19 protein-coding genes and 7 tRNA genes are annotated in these 23,466 nt (G+C 70.4%); 10 read left to right on the plus strand and 16 right to left on the minus strand.

Annotated features, from left to right (window positions below; genetic code table 11):
- Nucleotides 1-9: 9 nt before the first annotated feature.
- From BWI15_RS09040 to BWI15_RS09055, 4 genes are all read right to left on the minus strand, one after another.
- A complete protein-coding gene (locus BWI15_RS09040) occupies nucleotides 10-1,527 on the minus strand; it encodes a MinD/ParA family ATP-binding protein (RefSeq protein WP_077013895.1) in 1,518 nt (505 codons plus the stop codon).
- Between the two features lie 212 nt (nucleotides 1,528-1,739).
- Nucleotides 1,740-2,402 (minus strand): response regulator, encoded by a 663-nt coding sequence (locus BWI15_RS09045; RefSeq protein ID WP_077013896.1) that lies wholly within the window; start codon nucleotides 2,400-2,402, stop codon nucleotides 1,740-1,742.
- 48 nt (nucleotides 2,403-2,450) lie between these two features.
- Nucleotides 2,451-4,154 carry a sensor histidine kinase gene (locus tag BWI15_RS09050; protein WP_077013897.1) on the minus strand — a complete coding sequence of 568 codons (1,704 nt, stop codon included), beginning with the start codon at nucleotides 4,152-4,154 and terminating at the stop codon, nucleotides 2,451-2,453.
- A gap of 69 nt (nucleotides 4,155-4,223) precedes the next feature.
- Complete coding sequence (locus tag BWI15_RS09055) at nucleotides 4,224-5,345, minus strand: GntR family transcriptional regulator (RefSeq protein WP_077013898.1); 1,122 nt, start codon at nucleotides 5,343-5,345, stop codon at nucleotides 4,224-4,226.
- A gap of 129 nt (nucleotides 5,346-5,474) precedes the next feature.
- Between BWI15_RS09055 and BWI15_RS09060 the strand changes: the two genes are divergently transcribed.
- Nucleotides 5,475-6,197 carry an SDR family NAD(P)-dependent oxidoreductase gene (locus BWI15_RS09060; protein ID WP_077013899.1) on the plus strand — a complete coding sequence of 241 codons (723 nt, stop codon included), beginning with the start codon at nucleotides 5,475-5,477 and terminating at the stop codon, nucleotides 6,195-6,197.
- A gap of 39 nt (nucleotides 6,198-6,236) precedes the next feature.
- Nucleotides 6,237-7,721 (plus strand): ArnT family glycosyltransferase, encoded by a 1,485-nt coding sequence (locus BWI15_RS09065; RefSeq protein ID WP_077013900.1) that lies wholly within the window; start codon nucleotides 6,237-6,239, stop codon nucleotides 7,719-7,721.
- Here BWI15_RS09065 and BWI15_RS09070 read toward each other — a convergent pair.
- From BWI15_RS09070 to BWI15_RS09090, 5 genes are all read right to left on the minus strand, one after another.
- Nucleotides 7,715-10,447, minus strand: a complete 2,733-nt coding sequence (locus tag BWI15_RS09070) for an ABC transporter substrate-binding protein (protein ID WP_077013901.1) — start codon at nucleotides 10,445-10,447, stop codon at nucleotides 7,715-7,717. The genes BWI15_RS09065 and BWI15_RS09070 overlap by 7 nt on opposite strands.
- Before the next feature lie 92 nt (nucleotides 10,448-10,539).
- On the minus strand, nucleotides 10,540-11,373 hold the full coding sequence (locus BWI15_RS09075; RefSeq protein WP_077013902.1) for a phosphotransferase enzyme family protein: 834 nt from the start codon (nucleotides 11,371-11,373) through the stop codon (nucleotides 10,540-10,542).
- 177 nt (nucleotides 11,374-11,550) lie between these two features.
- Nucleotides 11,551-11,622, minus strand: a tRNA-Val gene (locus BWI15_RS09080).
- 31 nt (nucleotides 11,623-11,653) lie between these two features.
- Nucleotides 11,654-11,724, minus strand: a tRNA-Cys gene (locus BWI15_RS09085).
- Nucleotides 11,725-11,757: 33 nt separating this feature from the next.
- Nucleotides 11,758-11,830: transfer RNA gene (locus BWI15_RS09090), tRNA-Gly, on the minus strand.
- A gap of 191 nt (nucleotides 11,831-12,021) precedes the next feature.
- Here BWI15_RS09090 and BWI15_RS09095 point away from each other — a divergent pair.
- Nucleotides 12,022-12,846, plus strand: a complete 825-nt coding sequence (locus BWI15_RS09095; RefSeq protein WP_077013903.1) for an aminotransferase class IV — start codon at nucleotides 12,022-12,024, stop codon at nucleotides 12,844-12,846.
- A 203-nt stretch (nucleotides 12,847-13,049) separates the two neighbouring features.
- On the opposite strand, the gene BWI15_RS09100 is transcribed toward BWI15_RS09095, so the two are convergent.
- On the minus strand, nucleotides 13,050-13,610 hold the full coding sequence (locus BWI15_RS09100; protein WP_077013904.1) for a CGNR zinc finger domain-containing protein: 561 nt from the start codon (nucleotides 13,608-13,610) through the stop codon (nucleotides 13,050-13,052).
- 118 nt (nucleotides 13,611-13,728) lie between these two features.
- Between BWI15_RS09100 and BWI15_RS09105 the strand changes: the two genes are divergently transcribed.
- Nucleotides 13,729-13,800: transfer RNA gene (locus BWI15_RS09105), tRNA-Val, on the plus strand.
- A 339-nt stretch (nucleotides 13,801-14,139) separates the two neighbouring features.
- Here the strand turns inward: BWI15_RS09105 and BWI15_RS09110 are convergent.
- Nucleotides 14,140-14,760 carry a response regulator gene (locus tag BWI15_RS09110; RefSeq protein WP_077013905.1) on the minus strand — a complete coding sequence of 207 codons (621 nt, stop codon included), beginning with the start codon at nucleotides 14,758-14,760 and terminating at the stop codon, nucleotides 14,140-14,142.
- Complete coding sequence (locus BWI15_RS09115; RefSeq protein ID WP_077014785.1) at nucleotides 14,757-15,947, minus strand: sensor histidine kinase; 1,191 nt, start codon at nucleotides 15,945-15,947, stop codon at nucleotides 14,757-14,759. The genes BWI15_RS09110 and BWI15_RS09115 overlap by 4 nt, the downstream gene beginning before the upstream one ends.
- A gap of 145 nt (nucleotides 15,948-16,092) precedes the next feature.
- On the opposite strand from BWI15_RS09115, the gene BWI15_RS09120 reads away from it, so the two are divergent.
- Both BWI15_RS09120 and BWI15_RS09125 read left to right on the plus strand, forming a co-directional pair.
- Nucleotides 16,093-17,046: an SMP-30/gluconolactonase/LRE family protein gene (locus BWI15_RS09120; protein ID WP_077013906.1), complete on the plus strand. Its 954-nt coding sequence runs from the start codon at nucleotides 16,093-16,095 to the stop codon at nucleotides 17,044-17,046.
- Complete coding sequence (locus BWI15_RS09125; protein WP_237771201.1) at nucleotides 17,043-18,281, plus strand: ankyrin repeat domain-containing protein; 1,239 nt, start codon at nucleotides 17,043-17,045, stop codon at nucleotides 18,279-18,281. Before BWI15_RS09120 ends, BWI15_RS09125 begins: the two co-directional genes overlap by 4 nt.
- 10 nt (nucleotides 18,282-18,291) lie before the next feature.
- On the opposite strand, the gene BWI15_RS09130 is transcribed toward BWI15_RS09125, so the two are convergent.
- Nucleotides 18,292-18,744 carry a pyridoxamine 5'-phosphate oxidase family protein gene (locus BWI15_RS09130; protein WP_077013908.1) on the minus strand — a complete coding sequence of 151 codons (453 nt, stop codon included), beginning with the start codon at nucleotides 18,742-18,744 and terminating at the stop codon, nucleotides 18,292-18,294.
- Between the two features lie 96 nt (nucleotides 18,745-18,840).
- Between BWI15_RS09130 and BWI15_RS09135 the strand changes: the two genes are divergently transcribed.
- The 4 genes from BWI15_RS09135 to BWI15_RS09150 all read left to right on the plus strand — a co-directional run bounded on the left by BWI15_RS09135 (nucleotide 18,841) and on the right by BWI15_RS09150 (nucleotide 19,876).
- Nucleotides 18,841-18,913, plus strand: a tRNA-Gly gene (locus BWI15_RS09135).
- A gap of 29 nt (nucleotides 18,914-18,942) precedes the next feature.
- A tRNA-Cys gene (locus BWI15_RS09140) sits at nucleotides 18,943-19,013 on the plus strand.
- 30 nt (nucleotides 19,014-19,043) lie between these two features.
- Nucleotides 19,044-19,115: transfer RNA gene (locus tag BWI15_RS09145), tRNA-Val, on the plus strand.
- Nucleotides 19,116-19,318: 203 nt separating this feature from the next.
- On the plus strand, nucleotides 19,319-19,876 hold the full coding sequence (locus BWI15_RS09150; RefSeq protein WP_077013909.1) for a GNAT family N-acetyltransferase: 558 nt from the start codon (nucleotides 19,319-19,321) through the stop codon (nucleotides 19,874-19,876).
- Here the strand turns inward: BWI15_RS09150 and BWI15_RS09155 are convergent.
- The 3 genes from BWI15_RS09155 to BWI15_RS09165 all read right to left on the minus strand — a co-directional run bounded on the left by BWI15_RS09155 (nucleotide 19,861) and on the right by BWI15_RS09165 (nucleotide 23,464).
- Complete coding sequence (locus BWI15_RS09155; RefSeq protein ID WP_077013910.1) at nucleotides 19,861-20,604, minus strand: SDR family NAD(P)-dependent oxidoreductase; 744 nt, start codon at nucleotides 20,602-20,604, stop codon at nucleotides 19,861-19,863. The two genes, BWI15_RS09150 and BWI15_RS09155, sit on opposite strands and share 16 nt — an antisense overlap.
- Before the next feature lie 259 nt (nucleotides 20,605-20,863).
- Nucleotides 20,864-21,937, minus strand: a complete 1,074-nt coding sequence (gene rsgA / locus BWI15_RS09160; RefSeq protein ID WP_077013911.1) for a ribosome small subunit-dependent GTPase A — start codon at nucleotides 21,935-21,937, stop codon at nucleotides 20,864-20,866.
- Nucleotides 21,938-22,189: 252 nt separating this feature from the next.
- A complete protein-coding gene (locus tag BWI15_RS09165; RefSeq protein ID WP_237771202.1) occupies nucleotides 22,190-23,464 on the minus strand; it encodes a YihY/virulence factor BrkB family protein in 1,275 nt (424 codons plus the stop codon).
- Nucleotides 23,465-23,466 lie beyond the last annotated feature (2 nt).

A 23,466-nucleotide genomic window follows, 5' to 3' on the forward strand; every position in this document is an offset into this window, starting at 1 on the left:
TGCTGTCGGTCAGCGCGGGACGTTGAGCGCGATGGTGATCTGCTCGGCGACCCTGGCGGCCAGCTCCAGACCGGCGCGGCGGGTGGCCGGCTGCAGGGCCGAGTGGTCCAGCGCACCCTCGGCTGCGATGTGCGGGTCGGTCGGAATGTCGACGACCGCGGCGGCGCGCGACTCGAAGTACGGGCGCAGCTGCTTCTCGACCTCCTTGTTCACGTCGCCGGGACCGTTGCTGACGGCGATCACCGCACGCCGGATCAGGCGCTGCGCCTCCGGCCCCTGGTGGTCGAGCTCCTCCAGCATCTGTACGGCGGCCGCGCAGGACAGGCTCTTCCACTTGATCGGGATGACCAGCGCGTCGGACGCCTTCATCGCCTCCCGCCAGTTGCTGGAGCCCTCGTTGTTGCCGGTGTCGATCACCAGCACCTTGTAGAAGCGGCTCAGCAGCCGGTGGATCTGGTCGAAGTCCTTCGCCTCGATCTGCGAGTACGTCGTGGTCGCGGACGTCAGCACGTCGTACTGGCCGGCCACCTGGTGCCGCAGGTAGGCCGCGACGTCACCGAGCCGGGCGTCCGGCTGGGTCAGCATCGGCATCGCCTGCAGCAGGTCGGTGACGGTGGAGCGGGAGTTGGTGTCGTGGGTGCGCAGGTGCATGTTGCCGCGCAGCTCGTTGTTGTCCCAGGCGACCACACCGCCGCCGCGGGCCTGGCCGAGCGCACCGGCCAGCAGGAGCGTGGTCGGCGTCTTGCCCGAGCCGCCCTTCGGGTTGGCCACGGTGATCGTCACCGGACGGCGGAACGCGGTCGCGGCGGTCGCCCGGGCGATCCGCTCGGCCCGCTCGGCGCTGCCCGGACGCATCCGCAGGACGCTGCGGACGCCACGCTCGGCCGGAGCCTCCCGCGGCAACGGCAGGGCCTGGATCAGCTCGTCGGCGCGGTAGGAGACCTCACGCTGCGGCGGCTGGGGGTGCTGGTTCGGGATGCCCTGCGGGAAGAACTGCTGGGCGGTCGGCGACAGCTGCGGGGCCGCCGGCTCGGCAGGCTCGGCCGGCTGCGTCCAGGGGTCAGCGGCCGGGGTCGCGGTCGGCGCACCGCTGGCCGAGCCCGGGTTGGCGGTGCTCCAGGAGCTGGACTCCGGCGTGCTCGCCTTGGCGGAGCCCCAGGGGTTGGCCTCGGGCTTCTCAGGAGTGCTCGCGCTGTGAGCTCCGGCGGATCCGGCCGTGGAAGATCCGGCGCTGTGTGCACCGGCGCTGTGAGCGCCCGGCGTACCGGCGGTGCCGGGGTCGGACTGGGAGCCGTGGCCGCCGTACGGCGTGGCCTGGCCCGGCTGGCTCTGGGCCGACCACGTGTCGCCCGGGAACTCCTGGCTGAGCGCGTCCTTGCTGTCGTCGGCCGGCTCGGCCGGCTCAGGCTCGGGCGGCGCGCCGGGGTCCGGCTGGCTCCAGGACGGCGTGGGCTGCCACATCCTTCGGACCTCGGCCGCCGCCGCTTCCCGGTCCTTGTGCTGTCCGGAGTTGTGCGAGTCGGTCACGACCTGGGTCCCCTGATTCTCTCGACGAAGCGGTGCCGCCCGCCCCGGCTTGACTGGTCCATCCCGGGTCACGTTCCACCGGGAGGTCCCACTATCCCATGACCAAGTGTCCATCCGGTGTCACCCGCCGGAGCGTCGGCGGCCCCTTCCGGCCACGGGGACGCCGGTACCCGGTGGCGGCTTCGCCAACGGGCGGCGAATCACCTGCCGGCTCAGGACACCAGACCGGCTTCGTACGCGATGATCGCGGCCTGGACGCGGTTCTTCACGTTGAGGCGGGTCAGCACGGCGCTGACGTAGGCCTTCACCGTTCCCTCGACCAGGTACAGCCGGGCGGCGATCTCGGCGTTCGACAGTCCGGCACCGACCAGCGACAGCACTTCCCGCTCGCGAGGACTCAGCACGTCGACCTGCTCTTTGGCCTCCGCGGCGCGCGCCATCCGGCCTCCCCCGGCGCCCGCGCCGAGCTCGGCGATCACGCGCTGAGCGATCTTCGGCGACAGGTATGCCGCACCGTCGGCGACCGCCTTCAATCCGGCGATCAGCTCGCGCGGATCCCCCGACTTCAGCAGGAACCCGCTCGCGCCGTCGCCGAGCGCCTTCGCGATGTAGGCGTCCTCGGAGAACGTCGTCAGGATCACCACCGCGGTCTCCGGCACGCTCCGGCGGATCTCCGCCCCGGCGGCGAGCCCGTCCATCCGCGGCATCCGGATGTCCAGCACGGCGACGTCGGGCCGGTGCCGCTGCACCAGCTCGACCGCCTCGGCGCCGTCGCCGGCCTCGGCCACCACGTCGATCCCGTCGTCCGAGGCGAGGATCGCCCGCACCCCGGCCCGCACCATCGCCTCGTCGTCGGCCAGCAGGACCCGGATCATCGTGTTCCTTCCTTCACCGGCGCGACGCCGATCGCTGGACTTGCTCGGTCACCGTGGTCCGTCCTTCGCCGGGGTGGGATCGGTCGGGTCGGCCTCGATCGTCGGCTGGATCGAGCCGGTCTGCACGATCTCCTTGGCGACCAGGCGGTTGTCCTCGAAGCACAGCCGGTAGGCGTAGTTGATCGAGAACGGCCCGTCGGGCCGGTAGAACCGGCAGGTCCAGCCCTCGGGCTCGACCACTCGCTCGGACGGTGGGTCGATCATCTGCATCCGCGGCAGCGCCGGTTCGACCTCGTCGAGGCTCTGCCCGATCCGCAACGCGTCGAACCGCTCCGGCCGGAGCACGGAGTTGTACCCGGCCACCAAGTAGTAGCCCAAGGCAATCACCCCGATCGCCGCGCCGAGCACGGTCGGCACCAGCAGCGCCGTGATCAGCCCGCGCCGGGCGCGACGCCGTACGACGTCCCGCTCGTCCGCCGTCGCCGACCGCTCGTCCGGAGCGCCGACGACCACGTCCCGCCCGGTCTCCGGCCGCCCACCGGCCCGGGGAATCCGTGCGACCACCTCGAAGCCGCGCGCGGACCGAACGACTCCCTCATGCTCACCCCCGGAGCCGGACGAGCCGATCGACACATCACTCCCGTCCTCTCGCGGCCCCGCCGTCAGCGTGCCGCCGACCAGCCGGATCCGCTCCGCCAACCCAGCCAGGCCGGTGCCACTGGACGGGACTCCCTCCGGCACCGCGCGGGTCGCCCCGGTGTCGGTGATCCGGACGACCACCTCGTGCTCGCCGCGGGTCAGGGTGACGACGACCTCGGCGCCCGGTGCGTGCTTGCTCGCGTTGGTCAGCGACTCCTGCACGACCCGATGGATCGCCCGGTCCACCATCGGCGACGCCTCGGCCGCACCTTCCTGCACCAGTCGCACCGCCAGCCCGGACGCCGCCGCCCGGTCGACCAGCTCCGCCACCGACTCGTCGCTCGGGACGACCGGCGCCTGCGCGTCCGCGTCCCGCAGGACGCCGATGATCTCGCCGAGCCGCTCGGTCGCCGTGGCGGCCGCCTCGCGCAGTTCGGTCGCGGCCCGCCGGTGCCGTTCGGGCAGCTCGGCGTCGACCTCGAGCGCGGCGGCGCGGAGCGCGATCAGACTGAGCTCGTGGCCGACCGAGTCGTGCATGTCCTCGGCGATGCGAGAGCGCTCCCTGAGCCGGACCTGCTCGATCTCCATCCGCTGCTCACGCTCGATCCGCTCGGCGCGTTCCCAGCCCGCGGTCGCGAGCAAGGCCTGCTGCGCCCGGTAGCGGCCGATCAGCCACGGCAGCACGAACAGCACCAGCGCCAGCAGCACCATCACGAGCCAGCTCAGCAACGTGGTGGCGATCGCCTCGCTCCGCAGTAGGACCAGCCCCACCGCCAGCAGCAACACGAGGGAACCGCTGATCAACGCGACGAAGTACCTGAGCTGCGTCTCCCGCCGCCCGGCCAGATAGGCGAGCAGCGAGACCGCCGGCACCAGCGCGATCGGAGTCCCGTACGTCGTACTCATGGTGAATCCGACGATGACTGTCCCGGGCAGCAGCACCACGGCGAGCGCGAGCAGCGGCCGGGTCCGCCGCAGCAGGACGGCGGCCGCCAGCAGTGCGACGCAGCCGCCCATCAACCAGTAGGGATCACCGCGGGAACCGCTCTCCGCGATCACCAGGAACGACAAACCGGCCCACAGCCCGAAGTCGCCCGCGCGTCGCCACGTCACCCTCCGACGCTACACAGTCGCCGCGTCACGTCAGTACTGCCGAAAGTCAGCATCGGGCGTCGTCGCAGGTCAGTTGTCGTCGGCATCGATCAGCTCGAACGGGACCAGCGAGAGGCCCGGCACCGACTCACCCCGCACCCGCGCCACCAGCAGGTCGACCGCCTGCCGGCCCATCTCCTGCTGATCCTGCCGGACGTGCAGGTACGGCGAACCGGTGATCGGGTCACCGGGGGAATCGAAGCACGCGATGACCAGGTCGTGCGGCCGGTCGAAGGCCCGGTCCAGCATCCGCGCGAGGTTGTACTCGCAGGCGACGTACGCGGTCACCTCCGGCACCTCGGCGCGGAACGCACGGATCCGGTCGAGATCAGCGAGAACGCTCTCCCGGCTGAACGATCCCGGCAGCGTGCTGCGCAGGGACGTCAACTGATGGGCCTGATGCCGCCCGGGTTCGCGCCCGGCGAAGGCGGCCAGGAAACCCTCCAGCCGCTCCTCGATGCTCGACGTGTTCTGCGGAGGCGGCGAGACGAAGGCGATGTGGCGGTGGCCGAGTTCGAGCAGCCGTTCGGTCAGCGCCCGCGACGCCGCGACGTTGTCGGTGTGCACGGCCGAGACCGGGATCCCGGACAGGTGCCGGTCGACCAAGACGATCGGATACCCGTCGAGCACCTGCCGCAGCAGGCTCGCGTTGTAGTAGTCCCCGTGCACGGGGAAGACGATCATCCCGTCGACCTCGCCCGACGCCACCAGCGCGTCCACCGCCTGCTCCTCGTCGGACTGCCGGCCGCGCGTACGGCGTACGAGCAGGTGGGCGCCGTGCTCCGCGCAGCGTTCCTCGATCGCGCGCAGCAACTCGAGCCCGTATGCCTCGGACACGTCAGGGATGACCAGCCCGATCGCTCCCGGACGCGGCCGGGCCCGCGCCGGACGGGCCGCGATCCGGCCGCGCAACGGCGTGGTGACCCCTTCCAGGTCCGGCAGATCCTGGACGACGAACGACCCCTTGCCCCGGACCCGCTCGATCAGCCCCGCCTCACGCAGCACCTCGAGCGCCCGCTTGGACGTGATCCGGCTGACCTCGAACTGCGCCGCCAGCTCCGTCTCCGACGCAACCCGGTCCCCCGGCCCCAGCGCTCCGCTCCGGATCTCCTCGAGCACGTGCGCACTGATCCGCTCGTACAGCAGCGCCATCCGGTCCTCCTGTCAGGCGGCAGGTTGACATACCAAATCACCCCTACCGGAGCGCGGACAAGTCTCCTCCGGCATACCGGGACATACCAACCCGGGGAATCTGTCGGTGCCTCCCGACAGAGTGGGTCCATGGACATCCACGGAGCCCGGGCGGTCGTCACCGGCGCCGCCGTCGGGACCGGTCGCGCGATCGCGACCCGGCTCGCGGCCGAAGGCGCGTACGTCGTACTGGCCGACGTCAACGACGTAGCAGGCCGTGAAGCCGCCGAAGAGATCGGTGCCGCGGCCCGCTACGAGCACGTCGACGTGCGCGACGACCAGGCGCTCACGACGCTGCTCGCCGACTGCCGGCCCAGCATCCTGGTGAACAACGCGGGCGGCGGCGCGGTCCTCAGACCGTGTTTCCCCGAGGCCGGCGCCGACCGCTGGACGGCGTCCCTCGAACTCAATCTCCGCGCACCGATGCTCGCCACGCAGCTCGTGCTGGACCCGATGCGGCAGGCCGGCGGCGGCGCGGTCGTCAACATCGGCTCGACGGCGGGCACGGGACTCGGGCCGCACCTCTCGCCGGAGTACAGCGCGGCCAAGGCCGGTCTGATCCGCTTCACCGCCACGCTCGCGCCGCTGCGGGAAAGCCACCGCGTGCGCGTCAACTGCGTCGTACCGGACTGGGTGGCGACCGAACGCGGAGTCGCCGAACGCGAGGCCTTGCCGCCCGCCGAGCGCGGACCGGAGCTGGTTCCCCTCAAGGCGCTGACCGACTCCGTCGTCCGGCTGATCGAGGACGACGACCTCGCCGGTCGCGTCATCCGGCTCGACCGAGGCCGCGCGCCCGAACTTCTGTCCGAGTGACGTCTGGCCGGTGGCCTCCGCGACTGACAGCATTCCGACATGTCGCGCCCGTCGGTCCCCGCGTTCGCTCTCGTGCCGGTCACGTTCATCGCGCTGGCGGTCGCCGCGGCGCTCACTGCGCTGTCCGGCCGGTACGGCTACCACCGTGACGAGCTGTACTTCCGCGTCGCCGGCGAGCACCTGGCCTGGGGCTACACCGACCAGCCGCCGCTCACGCCGCTACTGACCCGGCTGTCCATCACGCTCTTCGGCGACACCCTGATGGGGATGCGCGTCGTCGCCACCCTCAGCGCCGCGATCACGGTGGTGGTCGTCGCGCTGATCGCCCGCGAGTTCTCCGGCGAACGCCGCGCGCAGATTCTCGCCGCCGCCGGTACGGCGCTCGCCGGCTTCGTGCTCGCCACCGGGCACATGGTCTCCACCGCGACGTTCGACCTGCTGGCCTGGATGGTGATCGCTCTTCTCGCGACCCGCCTGCTCCGCACCGCCGACGGCCGCTGGTGGATCCCGCTCGGGCTCACCGCCGGCATCGCGCTGGAGAACAAGTACCTCGTCGTCCTCCCTCTCGCGGCTTTGCTCATCGCCCTGCTGATCACCGGCCCGCGCAGCGTCCTCAAGACCTGGTACCTGCCGGCCGGCATCGCCGTCGCCGCCCTCGTCGCCGCCCCGAACCTGATCTGGCAGGCGACCCACGACTGGCCTCAGCTCACCGTTGCCGGCGGCATCAGCGAGGACGACGGCGCCGAGAACCGGATCATGTTCGTGCCACTGCAGATCCTGCAGCTGTCCCCGTTCCTGGTCCCGATCTGGATCGCCGGATTCCGCCGCCTCTGGCGACCCCCCGCGCTGCGCTGGTCACGCGCGATCGCGCTCTCCTACCCGATCTTGTGCGTGATCGTGCTCGCCGCCGGCGGCAAGTCGTACTACGCGCTTCCCCTGCTGCTGGTCCTGGTTGCCGCCGGCGCCCAGCCGACGATCGACTGGCTGCAGCGCGGCCGCCGGCCGGTACGTCGTGCCGTCCTGGCCGCGGGCGCCGTCCTCACCGCCGTCACCTCGGCCGCGTTCACGCTGCCCGTGCTCCCCGTCTCCGCCGTCAACCTCGTGCTGCCCGTCAACGCCGAACAGGGCGAACAGATCGGCTGGCCCGAACTCGCCTCGACCGTCACCGCGGTCTGGCAACAACTCCCTGCCGGAGAGCGCGATCGCGCCGTTGTCTTCGCGGGCAACTACGGCGAGGCCGGCGCTCTCGCGAAGTACGGGCGCGACCTGCCCACGGCGTACTCGGGGCACATGAGCTACGCCGACTGGCCGCCGCCGTCGGATCAGCAGGACGGCCCGGTCGTCCTGGTCACCCAGGAACGCTCACCCCGGTACGAGGCCCACTTCGGCACCTGCACCGAGGCGGCCCGCGTCGACAACGGCCACGACGTCGACAACGAGGAGCAAGGCGCCCACGTGCTGCGCTGCACCGGCCCGGTCGAACCGTGGTCGGCGCTCTGGCCGAAGCTTCGCCGCTACTACTGATCGACCGGGCACCACGGCTTGGTCAGCGCGCTCTCCCGGTCCGCGGGTGCGCCGCAGACCAGGTTGTCCTTGGCGGTCGCCTTCCCGTCCCGGAAGGTGACGATGTAGACCGGCTTGTTCACCGGAACCCGCTGGTCGATCCGGCCGCCGAAGTCGATCGTGCCGGTGACACCCTCGTAGCGGCGCTGCTGGCCGCCGGCGTCGGTGATCGACAACAGTGCCGGCCACAGCGTCGCGCTGCTGATCGCGATGTTGTTCTCGGCCAGGAACCGGACCGCGAGCACGGCCGTGTACCCGGCGTCGAAGCTCAGCGCCGCGTGACCGTCCAGCGTCCTGGACCGCTCGGGATCGCTCTCGTAGTTGAACAGCTCCTTGAGCCGCTGGTAGAAGTTCGCCGCCGCCGGTGACGCGGCACCACCCAGCTCGGGCGCGATCGCGAGCGACAGGTACTGGTACGGCACGGCCCGGTTCGCCGCGCTCACCTTGCGCTCGGCCACGTGCTTGGTGACGTCGTCCCCCGCCAGCACGTACGGCGGTTGCTTCGGGCATCGATCGGTGATGCCGTCCAGGAACGCCTGGAAGTCGACCAGCCCGCGGGCGGCGTACAGCACCGCCTCGCCCTTCGCGTCGCAGGCGTCCCGGCCGGCGCGCTCGGCGTCCAGCCCGTCCGTGCCCCGGCCGTCGGGCCGGATCGAGGTCGTCGTCACCGCGACCCCGCGGCGCGCGAGGCTCTGTTCGAGGTCGGCGGCGAGGTTCTGGCTGTAGGTGTCCTGGCTGTCGGCCGACTTGTACAGCCGCACCCGGCGGGTCAGCCGATGCCCGAACGGATCGTGCCCCTTCGTCATCAGCTGGTCGAGGTACGCCGCGGCGACCGCGGCCTCCCGCCGGTTCTGCGGCGAGATCTGGAAGTACAACCGGGACGTCTGCACCATCGTGTCGGCGGTCAGCGTCGCCGCGATCGACGGGATGCCGGCCGCCGCGAGCTCCTTCACCATCGCCTGCGTCGACTCGCGGCTCTCGTGCAGACCGGTCGCCGCGACGATGCTGGGATCGTCCTTCATCAGCACCCGCAACCGGTCGACGACGAACCGCGTGTGCCCCAGCTGCGGCCCGGCGTTCGCGATCAGGACCCGGAGCAGCGGCTCGCCGGCACGATCCCGGTCCAGCTGCCGCGCCTGGACGACGGCCATCCCCGCGAGCTGCTCACGTTGAGCGGCCAGGGCGTTGTCGACGCCCACCTGGTCGGCGACCGCCGCGATGAACACCAACGTCATCAGCGGACGCTGCGGCGCCTGCTCGTGCACCTGCCGGACCTGCTCGTTCTGCGCGAAGATCAGGCCCCGCACGTCGTCGAACTGCGTGCTCGGCAACAGCAGGCTGTTCGACCCGTCGGAGACCCCGACACAGGTCCCGTCGATCCGCGACACCGAGTCCGCGATCGGGTCCGAGCCGATCCAGCTGGTCCCGTCGCGCCACTGGAACCCGTCGCCGCAGCGACGTTCGTCGTCCACCATCCCGTACGCCGTGTAGCCGCCGCCGATCACCGCCAAGGCGACCAGGACCGAGACACCGCGCGCGACCCGAGTACGGCGCCACGGCGTCGGCGGCCGGCTCAGATAGCGGGCGGCCGGAGCCGGCGGTTCGCCGGCCGCCCGGTCGTGCACGGTGATCGGGATGATCCAGGCAACGATCTCCCGCCGGCGGCTCAACGCCTCACTGCGCTGGTTCCACCCCTGCAGCAGCTGCGCCGGGCTCTGACTCTCCAGCGACGAGTCCTCGGCCGGCGGCTCGGCCAACGGCGGAACCAGCCGGCTCGTTGTCATCAGCAGCAACGGGTCGAAGGTCCGCGTCTCGTTCCGTACGTCGGCGACCGCCCGGATCAGCGCGTAGCCGCCGTTCGAGCGAGTGATCCCGTCCAGCAGCACGATCGGGAACGTCGTCCGGTACCGCCGGAACCAGCCGCGCCGCGGATACGCCTCCCGAAGGTCCTGCAGGAAGGCGCCGACCAGCAGCCGGGCGATCTGCGCCGGATCCTGCGACTGCCACTGGTCGGCGGTGATCCGGTAGGCCAACTCGGCGAAGCTGTCGTCACCCCGCGGCAGGAAGTCCTGGGTCCGGAACCAGCGGTACGCCCGGCCGGGTCCTGGGATTCGCCCGCTGTGCAGCACCCGCAAGAACGCCGTGACGACCAGCAGCACCGCCGTACCGACGACGCGCGGCAAGCTGTCCAGCGCGTACCGGGCGGTGGCCGTCCCGTCGTCGCCCGCGGTCGCCAGCGCCCGCCGGAACATCTTCCCGCTGATCGCCGACGGCCCGCCGTCGGGCTCCGGCACCTCGATCTTCATCAACCAGTTGACCAGGAAGAACCGCCGGAACTTGTATTTGCCGCCGTTGCCGGTCCCGAGCTGTCCGGTCATCGCCGACAAGACCTTGCGCAGCTCCACCACGTCGTCGACGTCGATCGGCGCCAGATCGTGATCGGCTCCGGGCCGCACGCTGCGATCCGTGCCGAGATCGACGTACACGTACGGCACCGGCTTCTTGCGCCGATCCGCCGGCCGCAACTGCTCCGCGATCCCGGCCAGCAATCCCGGATGGTCGTGCAGACTCGGCTGCACACACGCCAGGATCGGCGGCGTGTCCTCCCGCCCCAACCGCCGCCGCAGCCGCCGGTACCGCAACCGCACCAGCTCGACCAGCGCCTCGAACCCCTCGAACCCGTCCACAGCGCCCGGCACTCGTGCCCCCAGGAGATCGCCACCAACACCGACTACCGAACGTCGCCATCTTGCTCACTTCCAGCAACCGGTAAACCCACTCAGCAGCCGGCGAGCGCCACCCGCAGCTGCTCCAGCCACTCCGTGCCTACCCGGCGCCCGTCCGGGAACTGGTCGTCCCGGTCCCAGCGCCACGTGATGATCATCGCCAGCATGAGAATCCGGCAGTCCCGCAGCAGCTCCTGGTCGACGCCCGGATAGTGCTCCGCCACGTCGTCGGGCGCATGGGCAAGATCGAACTCGACCGGCCCCCGGCAACACGTCTCGAAGTCGATGAACAGCAAGCCCTTCGAGGTCCTGAGCACGTTGCCCGGATGCGGTTCCCCGTGCAGCAGCTGCTCAGCAGGACCGCGCTCCACGACAGCTCGGCTGAACCGCCCCAACGTGTCGCTCAGCAACTCCCGCTCGGCATCGGCCAACTCCGGCGTGAGCCCCCGATCCGCCAGCAGCCGCTGAGCGTCTTCGACCCGCTCCAGGAAGTGCGGCGCCGGCACCTCCACCGCGCGCATCCCCGCATGCAACAACCCGAGCGCCTCGGCGTACTCACGCGGTGAGGCGACCTCAGCCGCGACCGGCTCGTAGTACGTCCACAACGTCACCACGAACCCGTCCCGCTCGTACGCCCGCGGCTCCACCCGGGGATCGAGAGCCCCCACCGGACTCCCCGCCGCGGCAAGACCCCGAGCAAGCTCGACCTCGAACGACGCGACCTGCTGATCGGCCGGCGCCACCCGAGCCACGGCGGAACACGGCACCAGCCGCACGATCAACTTGTTCGAGTTGTTCAGCACAACCGAATCGTCCACGGCCAACCCGAGCGACGAGCCGATCGCCACCGCCGCAGCCGACGCCCGCCGAGCCTGCTCCGCGTCCACGATCCGCCTCCACCCCAGCCCGACCCCGTCACGCCCCCAACAGCGCACCCCCGCCACAGCCGGAGGGGGGTGTGGGTGGCGAAGCCCCCACAACGCGCCAAGCGAAGCGCAGGCGCACAAACAACGAAAGCGACCCGGTCCACGCTCTCCGTGGACACAAGTCGCCTATCGCTTTCGTGGACGATACTGGGATCGAACCAGTGACCTCTTCCGTGTCAGGGAAGCGCGCTACCGCTGCGCCAATCGTCCAGTGTGAAGTTGTTGTGCAGGGGTTGATCAGAGGTGGAGACGGGATTCGAACCCGTGTACACGGCTTTGCAGGCCGTTGCCTCGCCTCTCGGCCACTCCACCAGGTGAGAAAGCTGGCCTGCCGAACCCTCTCCGAGCGGACGACCGGGTTCGAACCGGCGACCTCAACCTTGGCAAGGTTGCGCTCTACCAACTGAGCTACGTCCGCGTTGCGCCCGGTATGTCGTTCCCCCGGCGCGAGAAGAACATTAGCTCATCGGGGCGCGAACACAAAAATCGGGGTACCCCTTCGTCACCCTGTGTTCATGCCGCGATCACGCCTGAGCAGCCGAAATCCCAACGGTGTAAGACGAAACGGCGACGCACGGACTACTGTGTGGGCCGTTGGAAGGAGCAGGAATGATCGTCTGGCTCAACGGGGCCGTACTGCCGGACCCGGCCGCGGCGGGGTTGTCGGCACTGGATCACGGGCTGACCACCGGTGACGGAGTGTTCGAGACGCTGAAGCTGGTGAACGGGCGGCCGTTCGCGGTGACCAAGCATCTGGAACGGCTGGTCCGCTCGGCCACCGGACTCGGTCTGCCGGCTCCGGACGTCGCCGAGGTCGAGGACGCGATCGCGACGGTGGTCAAGGCCGACCCGGACATCGCGTTCGGCCGGCTGCGGATCACCTACACCGGCGGCGTCTCGCCGTTGTCCTCGGACCGCGGCACGACCGGCCCGACGCTGATCGTCGCGTCGCAGGCGATCAAGCCGCCGCCCCCGAGCTCCGCGATCGTCACCGTGCCCTGGGTCCGCAACGAACGCAGCGCCGTCGCCGGCCTCAAGACCACGTCGTACGCCGAGAACGTCCGGGCGCTGGCCTACGCCAAGGAGCGCGGCGCCAGCGAGGCGATCTTCGCCAACACCGTCGGCAACCTGTGCGAAGGCACCGGTTCGAACATCTTCTGCGTGTACGACGGCGAGTTGGTCACCCCGACGCTGGAGTCCGGCGCCCTGGCCGGCGTCACCAGGGGCCTGGTGATCGCCTGGTTCGGCGCGGTCGAGCGCGACGTACCGCTGGCCAAGCTCGCCGAGGCCGACGAGATCTTCCTCACCTCGACCACCCGGGACGTCCAGGCCATCCACCGCGCCGACGACCGCGACCTGGCCACTCCGGGCGAGGTCACCGCCGCCGTCGCGAAGGTCTTCGCGGAGCGCTCCGCCGAGGACATCGATCCCTGACCACCCCTGGTCGATTTCGTGGGTCAACCCACTAAATCGACCGTTGGCCCACCGGAATCCGATGGGTCAACGGTGCATTCGACTGGCCGGCCCACGAGCTGGACGGCGCGATCCCGGACTCGCGCTCGGCCTGACCGGCACAACGACAAGCCGCGCCGGTGCTCACACCGGCGCGGCTTGCGCGTACGTCGTACGGGGGCCTGCTACTCCCCCGACGCCTTGCGGCGCTCCCGGTACGCCGCCACGTGCAGGCGGTTGCCGCAGGTCCGGGCGTCGCAGTAGCGCTTCGACCGGTTGCGGGACAGATCGATCAACGCGTCGTCACAGTCCGGCGCCTCGCAGCGCCGCAACCGCTCCCGCTCACCCGCCGAGATCACCTGGGCGAGCGCGATCCCGCACTCGACCGTGATCCGGCAGGTCAGCGACGCGCCGTCGCGTGAGTAGTGGATGTGCCACGGATGACCGTCGTGGTTGGTCAGCCGCGGCGTCGTCGTACCGCGCGCGACGATCGCGTTGATCATCGCCGCCGCCTCCGCGTCCGAACTCGTCGTGAACACCGGCGAGAACAACGGCCGCAGATCCCGGACCTCCTGCAGATCCGTCTCGGTGAGCGTCCCGACCGCGCTGAACTCCCGCTCGTGGACGAACTTCTCCAGATCCTCGAGCGAGACCATCGTGTCGACCTGGCTGTTCGGCCCGGGCAGCGTGTTGACCAGCCGGACCAGCGTTCCGAGCGCGTGCTCGGTGTCGTGCGAGAAAGTCACAATCACGTCTCCAACGCGACGGGGTCTCCGTCCTGCAGCAAGAGTAGCCCGGCCGGTTTCGTACGTCGCCGTTCCATGCGCTATGGTTTCTCCCGAGCAACACGAGCAACACCCGAACGGGCGATTGGCGCAGTGGTAGCGCGCTTCGTTCACACCGAAGAGGTCACTGGTTCGAACCCAGTATCGCCCACGAAAGCGATAGGCGACTCGTGTCCGCGGAAAGCGCGGACCGGGTCGCTTTCGTCATTTGTGCGCCTGCGCTGCGCTTGGCGCTAGCGGGGGCTCCGCCACCCGCACCCCCTTGGGCCATCGCTTCGCTCGGCCGCTGTGGCTGGCCGCCGCGATCGGGTTGGCCTTCGCTTCGCTCGGCCGCTCTGGCTGGCGTTGCGGCCGCCGGGAAGCCTTCGCTTCGCTCGGCTGCTGTGTGGCTGGGGCCGGCGTCTGCTGGCAGCCTTCGCTTCGCTCGGCCGCTCCGGTTGAGCCGAAGCAACCTCGCTGCCGCCTCGGCACCACAGAACCGAAGACTTCGTCAGCTGGGTGGGCGGATGATGCGTTGCTCGATCGCCCGGGCCACGGCGGCGGCTCGGGTGTCCACTTCGAGTTTGGTGTAGATGTGGGACAGGTGGGACTTGACCGTCGCCTCGCTGACGAAGAGGCGGCGGGCGATTTCTCGGTTGGAGCCGCCGGTGGCGAGGTGGTTCAGGATTTCCACTTCGCGCTCGGTCAGGAGCGGGCCGGAGCGGCGGATCAGGCGGGCGGCTACGGCGGGGGCCAGGATGGTTTCGCCGCGGGCGGTGCCTCGGATGGCGCGGAACAGGTCTTCGGGCGGTGCGTCTTTCAGCAGGTAGCCCGAAGCGCCGGCGTCGATGGCGCTGGTGATGTCGGCCTCGGTGTCGTACGTCGTGAGGACGAGGACGTGCGGCGGGTCCGGGAGGGCGCGGAGGCTGGCGGTGACTTCGGCGCCGCCTGGGCCCGCGCCCAGGTTGAGGTCCATCAGTACGACGTCGGGCCGCAGGGCAGCCACGAGTTGGACGGCGCTGTGCGCGTCGGAGCCCTCTCCCACGACGGAGAGGTCGTCCTGTCCTTCGAGAAGCGCGCGCATCCCGGCCCGCACGACGGGGTGGTCGTCGACCAGCGCGACCCTGATCACGACGGTGCCTCGGTGGCCGGCTTCAGGGGAATCGACGCGGCGAGCGCCGTACCCTCGCCCGACTCGGTCTCCAGGATCAGCGTGCCGCCGAGCTCGCTCAATCGGTCGCGCATGCCGGACAGGCCCCGCCCGCGGTCAGGGTCGGCGGGTGAGGAGCTGGGTGTCAGGCCGCGGCCGTCGTCGCGTACGTCGAGGAATACCGCGTCCGGCTGGTAGGTCAGCGTGACGACGGCTGTTGTGGCATCGGCGTGCTCGATCACGTTGGCCAGTGCGCCACGGGCAGTACGCAGCAGAGCCGTGTCCACCTCAGGGCCGAGCGACACCGGTGTCCCATGCACCTGGACGCGGATGTCGACGCCGCTCGCCGCCGCAAGCCGCGCACATGTCTGCTGAAGCGCACCCGGCAGTGCAGGCCGGCCGGAGCCGGCCAACTCCGCCGGAGCCAGGTCCCTCACCACTCGTCGTACCTCGTCCAACGCGTCCCGAGCGGTCCCCGCCGCCTGCGCCGCATGCTCACGGGCGGCAGCTGGACGGTCGGCCCACTCGCGTTCCGCCGCCTGCAGAAGCAGGTTGATGCTGGACAGCCCCTGAGCGACGCTGTCATGCAGCTCCCGCGACAGTCGCGCCCGCTCGGCCAGCGCACCTGCCTGGTGCTGAGCGTCGGCCAGGTCGCCTTGCGTCGCATGGAGGTCGTCCAACAGCAGTTGCCGCGCCACCGCATCCCGCTCCAGGGCCCGGTACGCCCCAACGCACAGTACGGCGATACACGCCGGCCCCAGCACGATCGTCGGATCGAGCCGCTCCGCCATCCGGGTCCACTGCACCACCACGGTGACCACCATGCCGGCGACCACGGCACAGGCCGGCCGGAACGCCAGCACCCGCAGCGCGACAAACGACAGCGGCACCGCGCACCACGCGAACGAAGGCGCGAGCAGCACCAGCCCGAACCACACCACGACCAGCAACGCGAGCCACAACGGGCCAGGGAGCACCGCCCACGCGGCGTACGTCGCCAGCAGCGCCAGGGCGCCCGCGATCATCCACGGGGCCTGGTCGCCGAACCCGTGACCAGTCAGGTAGCGGACCGCGGAGGCGAGCACGAGGACGACGAACGTCGTGTGCAGCGCCTTCAGCAGCCCGCCGGCCTGGCCGAGCACGGCGGCTGGTGCGGGTGAAGTCGTCATGTTCTGCCGATGGTAGGCCGGGCACGCCCGCTTCTGAATCATCCGATCGGCTATCGCGCGGTGGCCGAACTCCCGTCGTCCGTACCGTTGCCACGGACCAGGCTGGAAGAGATCCAGAAACCCTTCCAGTGCAAAGAGGTTCCCGATGTCCGTCCGCTCCCTGTGCACCGCCCTCGTGCTGTCCGTCGCCCTGACCGGGGTCGTCGTCCCCACCGCATCCGCCCGGCCCGCGAGCTACGAACTGCCGGGCGATCCCGGCGGGTCGAAGTTCGAGGGCATCGGGTACGACGCCCACGCGCAGCGCTACTACGTCTCGGAGACCACCGGCGGCGAGATCCACCGCGGCTCGCTGCGCTCCGCGGCAGCGACCGAGTGGCTGGCCGGCGACGGTACGGACCAGCGCTGGACGGCCCGCGGCGTCACCGTCGACGCGCACGGCCGCGTGTACGTCGCGGGCGGCCCGAACGGCATCGACCACCCGGGCGCTCCGGATCTCTGGGTCTACGACCGCGCCGGGAAGCTGCTCGCGGCGCTGCGGACCGGCGTACCGAACGCGTTCCTCAACGACCTGGTGATCGGGCCGGACGGAGCGGCGTACGTGACGAACTCGAACGCGCCGCAGGTGTTCCGGGTCGCTGAACGGCACGGCCGCTGGACCATCCGGACCTGGGCCGACGCGACGGCGACGATCCCCACCCAGGCGGGCTTCAATCTCGGTGGGATCGTCCTGTCGCCGGACCGGACCGCGGTGATCGTGGCCCAGGGCAACGTCGGCAAGCTCTGGCGGTTCTCGCTGCGGACCGGCACCGTGTCGGCTGTGAACATCGGTTCGGCGGACCTCGTCAACGCGGACGGTCTCGTCCAGGACGGTCGCACGCTGTGGGTGGTGCGCAACTTCTCGAAGGTGCTGAGCACGCTCCGGCTGACGCCGGACGGACGCACCGCGCGACTCGTCGCCGCGACTCCCACCGATCCGGACCGCGTGCTCACCACCGCGAAGCTCGCGCAGGGCAGACTGCTTCTGGTCGACAGCAAGTTCGACGAGGCGACCGCGACCCCGCCGTACCAGGTCGTCACGCTGACCCCGCCGCGCCGATGAAGGTCTTCCGCGCACTGTCGCTGGCTACGGTCGCGGTGTCGATGGTCGGTGCCTGCTCGGCCACCGACGCCGCACCACCGTCCGCGGCGACGTCACCGACGACGTCCACGTCCCCGACCCCGAGGCTCACCGTGCCGACAGCAACCGCTCTGGACCAACAGCTCATCGCCTCCGCCTGGAAGAACGACGTCGAGGCCGCGCGCCGGCTGATCACCGCCGGCGCGGACGTCAACGCGGTCGACAAGACCGTGCAGAGCGCCTTCCTGATCGCCGCCAGCGAGGGGTACGTCGAGCTGCTCGACCTCACGCTCGAGCACGGAGCCGATATCCGGAGCCTCGACAGCTATCGCGGCACCGCGCTGATCCGCGCCGCCGAGCGTGGTCACGCCGCCGTGGTCAGCCGGCTGCTCCGGGCCGGGGTGACGGTGGATCACGTGAACAATCTCGGCTGGACCGCGCTGCACGAGGCCGTCCTGCTGGGCAAGGACACGCCGCAGTACGTCGAGACCGTGCGGCTTCTCGTCGCTGCCGGGGCCGACCGCGCGAAGCCGGCCGAGCGCGACGGCGTCACGCCGGTACAGGGCGCTCGGAAGCTCGGCCAGAACGCCGTGAGTGCCGTACTGGAGGCTGAACCCCCGAACTCCCCCGCGGCCGCGCTGCTCGCGGCGGCGACCTCGGGCGACGCGAACCAGGCAGCCGCGGCGCTGGCCGCCGGTGCGCCGGTCGAGTCGGCCGACAGCAACCGCCGTACGGCGCTCCTGCTGGCGTCGTTGAACGATCGCGTCGAGGTCGCTCGCATGCTGGTCGCGCTCGGCGCGGACCCGGATGCTCAGGACGACCGGCGGGACTCCGCGTGGCTTGTCACGGGAGTCACGGGCAGCGTCGCGATGCTCGAGACTCTTCTGCCGGCGCAGCCGGATCTCACCCTGCGGAATCGGTTCGGGGGCGTCTCGGTGATTCCCGCGAGCGAACGCGGCCACGTCGAGTACGTCCGGCGCGTCGTCCGGACCGGGATCGACGTCAACCACGTCAACGACCTCGGCTGGACCGCTCTGCTGGAGGCAGTGATCCTCGGCAAGGGCACCGAGCCCTGGCAGCAGATCGTCCGCATCCTCCTCACGGCCGGCGCCGACCCGTCCCGGCCCGACAAGGACGGCGTCACTCCCCTCCAGCACGCCCAGCAACGCGGGTATTCGGAGATCGCCGGCATCCTGCGCGCGGCCGGAGCGCGCTGACCGCCGCGGGTCAGGTCAACCACTGGCCGTTCAGCATCAGGTCGCGGTTCTCGAGTTCGTTGGCTTCGCGCCAGGACTGGATCCTGGTGGGCGTGACCTCGAAGTACGGGTACGTCGCTTTGATGGTTCTGGGGTCGAAGCCTGTGTGCTCGGCGAAGGCGTCGGCCTGCTCCTCGGTGGGCGTGATGACGACGGCCGTGCCGGTGACGAGAACGACGTCTCGGGTGTGGCCGATCGCGAGGTGGAGCTGGGGATTGGACTGCAGATTCAGGCTGGTCGGGTTCTTCGAGGCGGTCGACAGGATGAGGGTGCTGCCGGTCCAGAGGAACGACAGCGGGACCAGGTACGGCGTACCGTCGGGCGAGGCCGTGGCGACCCATGCGTCGACGTCGGTCGCCAGCCGCTGGAGGGCGTTTTCGACGCGAATGGCAAGGGGGCGCGCGGGTGGCGGAGGGTTGCTCATCGTCACATTGTCGCGGGGCGAATCTGATTTTTCTTCCGCGCCGGGAATGCGCTACTGTTCTGCTCTCGCAGGGAGCGAAAAGCTCGCGGCGAGAGTGCGGACGTAGCTCAGTTGGTAGAGCGCAACCTTGCCAAGGTTGAGGTCGCCGGTTCGAACCCGGTCGTCCGCTCGGAAGAGGTCAGCAGGCTGAGACTCTGTGGTGGAGTGGCCGAGAGGCGAGGCAACGGCCTGCAAAGCCGTGTACACGGGTTCGAATCCCGTCTCCACCTCGTGTGAATCCCCTTGAGAACTCCATACCTGGACGATTGGCGCAGCGGTAGCGCGCTTCCCTGACACGGAAGAGGTCACTGGTTCGATCCCAGTATCGTCCACGCGAAAGCGATGGGCGACTCGTGTCCGCGGAGAGCGCGGACCGGGTCGCTTTCGTCATTTGTGCGCCTGCGCTTCGCTTGGCGCGTTGTGGGGGCTTCGCCACCCACACCCCCTCCGGCTGTGGCCGGGGTGCGCTGCTGGGGGCGTGACCGGGCCTTAACCCGTAGAACTTATCGATGGGTGGCTGTTTCAATCTGTCGGCATGAGCTCTGTGTGGGTGGGTGAGCGGGTTCGGTTACGGGCGATCGAGCCTGAGGACTGGGCGGACTTCCTGCGGTTCGACCAGGACAGCGAGGTGCAGCGCAACGCCGACATGGTGCACGCGCCCCGGTCGGCGTTCGCGATGCAGGCGTGGGCCGAGGAGCAGGCCACGCACGGGGAGGCCGACGACCGGCTGCAGCTGGCGATCGAGTCGCTCGAGACCGACACCGTGGTGGGGGCGTGCTCGACCAACGACACCAGCCGGCGGTGCGGGCGGTTCAGCTACGGCATCGCGATCGGGCGCCAGCACCAGCGGCGCGGGTACGCGAGCGACGCGGTGAAGGTGTTGCTGCGGTTCATGTTCGAGGAACGCCGCTACCACAAGTGCGAGGCCGGGGTGTACGCGTACAACGACGCCTCGCTGGCGCTGCAGGAAGGGCTCGGGTTCCAGCGCGAAGGAGTGTTGCGCGATCACGAGTTCCTCGCCGGGGCGTACCAGGACCTGGTGGTCTTCGGGATCACCGCCGAGGAGTTCGCGCAGCGTCACATCCGCAGGTGAGAGCCGCCGTTGAAGTCCAGGACCGTGCCGGTGGCGAACTCGGCCGCCGGCGACGCCAGGTAGAGGATCGCCGCCGCGACCTCGTCGGGTGACGCGACGCGTTCGAGCGGGCTCTCGAGGCGGCGGCGGTCGTAGCCGTCGCCGGACAGCGCTTCGGCCGCCATGTCAGTGGTCGTCCAGCCCGGGGCGATCGCCGTGACCGCGATGCCCTCCGGGCCGAGCGCGCGGGCCAAGGACTGCGAGAGCGAGACCAGGCCCGCCTTGCCGGCGCCGTACGCGGGCTGGTTGGGCTCACCGCGGAACGCTCCGCGGGACGAGACGTTGACGATCCGGCCGCCGCGGCCCATGTGCTGGACGGCGCACCAGCAGGTGTTCGCGGCACCGACCAGGTTCACGCCGAGGGTGTCGGCCCAGGCCTGCTGCCATTCGTCGTACGCCGTCTGCCGGATCGGGTGCGGCGCGTAGACGGCCGCGTTGTTGACCAGTACGTCGATCCCGCCGAGCGCCGCCGCGGCTTCGTCGACCATCCGGCGGACCGCGTCGGCGTCCGCCAGATCGGCTTGAACGACGACGTGTCCTTCGCCGGGTAGGTCCTTCAGCACTTCCTCGGCCGCATCGAACGACGCGCCGTAGTGCACCGCGACCCGATCCCCCGCCGCGGCGAACGCCCTCGCCGTCGCCGCACCGATCCCGCGCGAAGCTCCCGTCACCAACACCGAACGACTCATGCGCCGAGTCTTTCATCGGCCCGGGCGCCGCCCGCGCGGTGATGTCGCCGGTCCGCACCGCTCGTCGCCATGGGAGGCGGACGTCCAGCACTCACCAACCACCCGAAACCACCCGCGCCCGAGGCGGCGCCCGCTCAGGCCGGTCCGGCAGAGCGCCTTGGTGAGTGCTGCACGTCCGCCTCGGCGATCACACCGACGGCACCTCCGGCTAGTCGCGACGAACCGGCCGGCGAAGCTGCTTGCTTCCGGCGGCGGTCTTTCACTGCCGCGGCGTGATGTCCCGGCGATAGCCCTTCGTCTGGCGGGCCCACTGCTTCTTCGCCTCGGCCCGCAGCCGCGCATCGGTACGCCGCGCCATGAACGCCGCTTCGCGCTGCAGCTTCACCCAACTCTCGTAGCGGCGCACCGGAAGGGTGCCATCGGCAAGGGCTTTCTGCACCGCGCACCCCGGCTCGGTCTGATGCACGCAGTCCTTGAACTTGCACTGGTCCGCAAGCCCGCTGATGTCCGGGAACGCGGCAGTCAGTCCCTCGCCGAACTCCTGTAGCCCGATCCCCCGCAAACCCGGAGTGTCGATCACGACGCCACCCTGCGGGAGCAGGATCAGCTCACGCCGTACGGAGGTGTGGCGGCCCTTGCCGTCTTCGCGGATGGCCTGGACGTCGAGCAGTTCGACGCCGGCCAGGGCGTTGACGAGCGACGACTTTCCGGCGCCGCTGACGCCGAGCAGGGCCATCGTGGCGTTGCCGTTGAGCAGCGCACGGACCGGTTCGAGGCCTTGGCCGGTGGTCGCGCTGCAGACCAGGACGTCGGCGCCGGGCGCGGCCGTGGCGACGTCCTCGGCGATCGAGTCCGCGTCGCCGACCAGGTCGGACTTGGTCAGCACGACGACCGGGCGGGCACCGCTTTCCCACGCGAGGGCGAGGAAGCGTTCGATCCGGCCGATGTTGGGTTCGGGAATCAGGCCGGCGACGATCGCGATCACGTCCACGTTCGACGCGAGCACCTGGCCGCGCGACGATCCGCCGACCTCGGCGCGAACGATCGCCGTCCGGCGTGGAGCGACCGCTTCGAGCGTGATCCGGTCGTCGGGCCAGCGCCGCAGCGCGACCCAGTCGCCGGTACATGGGGAGGCCTGGGCGTCGCCCGCCACAGCGGCGAGCACGCCGCCGGACCAGCTGGCGCGGACCGGGCCGTCCTCGGTGAGCACGGTGGACAGTCCTTTGTCGACCCGGACGACGCGTCCTGGGACCAGACCGGCCGCGCCGGGAAGAGTGGAGAGGAAATCGGCGGTGGGAGTGTCCAGGCCGAGAGAGACAAGCGCTGCTGACATGGTGCGACGAACCTTTCGGGAGGTCCGCCCGCGGAGATCAGCTCGGCGGTCGGACGGAGTGGGAGCGAGCGGGCACCTCGGCTCGGTGGTCCTGCGGGGCCAAATGGGAGTTCATGGTCGTCTCACTCCCTTCGGTGGTCCTTGCCGCCGGATCCGGCGGACTGTCGCGATACGAGAAGCGTAGGTCGAGTTCTCACCGGCCGCACCGGAATTACTCCACCCCGTACGACGGGTCGCCGGCACCGGCGAGTACTACCGGGTGGTGTCGGTCCGGTTCGCCTGGGCGACCTTGTCGGAGGCGGCGCGCGGCGCGGCATCGTCGGACCCTCCGACCGGCGCAGCCTCGACCTTCGACTCGGACTTGGGCTCGACGCTCGACTTGGACTTCGACTCTGACTTAGGCGCGGACTTAGGCGCGGACTTGGGCTCGGACTTGGGCTCGGCTTGCACAGCCGGTTCGGCGGCCGGCATGGCCTTGTCCCCCGGCCGCCGGCCGTCGTGTGTCGGATACCCGACCGTGTGCCCCGGCGGGTCCACCGGCGACCCCGGCGACATCGCCTCCACCGTGCGCGCGATCTTGACCTCCGGCCGCAGCTCGCCGGGGGTCAGCGGGTGGTCCTCGTGATGGCTCGGGTCCGGCTCGGCCTTCATCACCGGCTCCAGCGGGTCGCCCTTGCGCGCCTTGTGCGGCCACAACCGGTCCACCACAGCGTTCAGCGCCGCACCGATCAGCACCGCGATCGCCGTCATGTACAACCACAGCAGCACCGCGATCGGCGCCGCCAGCGGCCCGTAGATCGACGTGCCGCCGACGGTGCTCTGCAGGATCCACCGCAGCAGGAAGCTGCCGAGGATCCAGATCGACAAGGCCAGGAACGACCCCGGCAGGTCCGAGACCCATGGCGTCCGGACGGGCACCGACAAGTGGTAGAGCGTGTTGAGGAAGCCCGCGGACAGGATCGTGACGACCGGCCAGTACAGCTGGTTGAGGAAGTCCAGCCGCTCCGGCAGCAACGTCTCGACCGCGTCGGGTCCGGCCAGCACCAGCGGCAGCACGATCACGCCGATCACCAGCGCCGCGCAGTACAGGCTGAACGACAGCGCCCGGGTCCGGACGATGCCGCGCTTGCCGCCCATCCCGTACATGATCGTGATGGTGTCGACGAACACGTTCAGCGCCCGGCTGCCCGACCACAGCGCGAGCACGAAACCGATCGAGATGACGTCGGGGCGGCCGCCGTTGAGCACCTGGTTGAGGGTCGGCACGATCACGGTCTTGACCGAGTCGTCGGTCAGCGCCCGGGCCGCGAGCTCGGCGATCTGGAGTTTGATGTCCTCGATCGTCTCGACCTCGAAGTACCGGCTGGCGATGTAGCCGATACTGCCGGCCAGTCCGAAGATCAGCGGCGGCAGCGAGAGGATCGCGAAGAACGCTCCCTCGGCGGCCAGACCGGTGACCCGGTAGCGCAGACAGGTGCCGACGGTCTGCGTGATCAGCTTCCAGGTCGTCGCGGGGATACGTCGCACCC

The sequence above is a fragment of the Kribbella sp. ALI-6-A genome (genome assembly GCF_001984195.1).
Taxonomy (GTDB): domain Bacteria; phylum Actinomycetota; class Actinomycetes; order Propionibacteriales; family Kribbellaceae; genus Kribbella.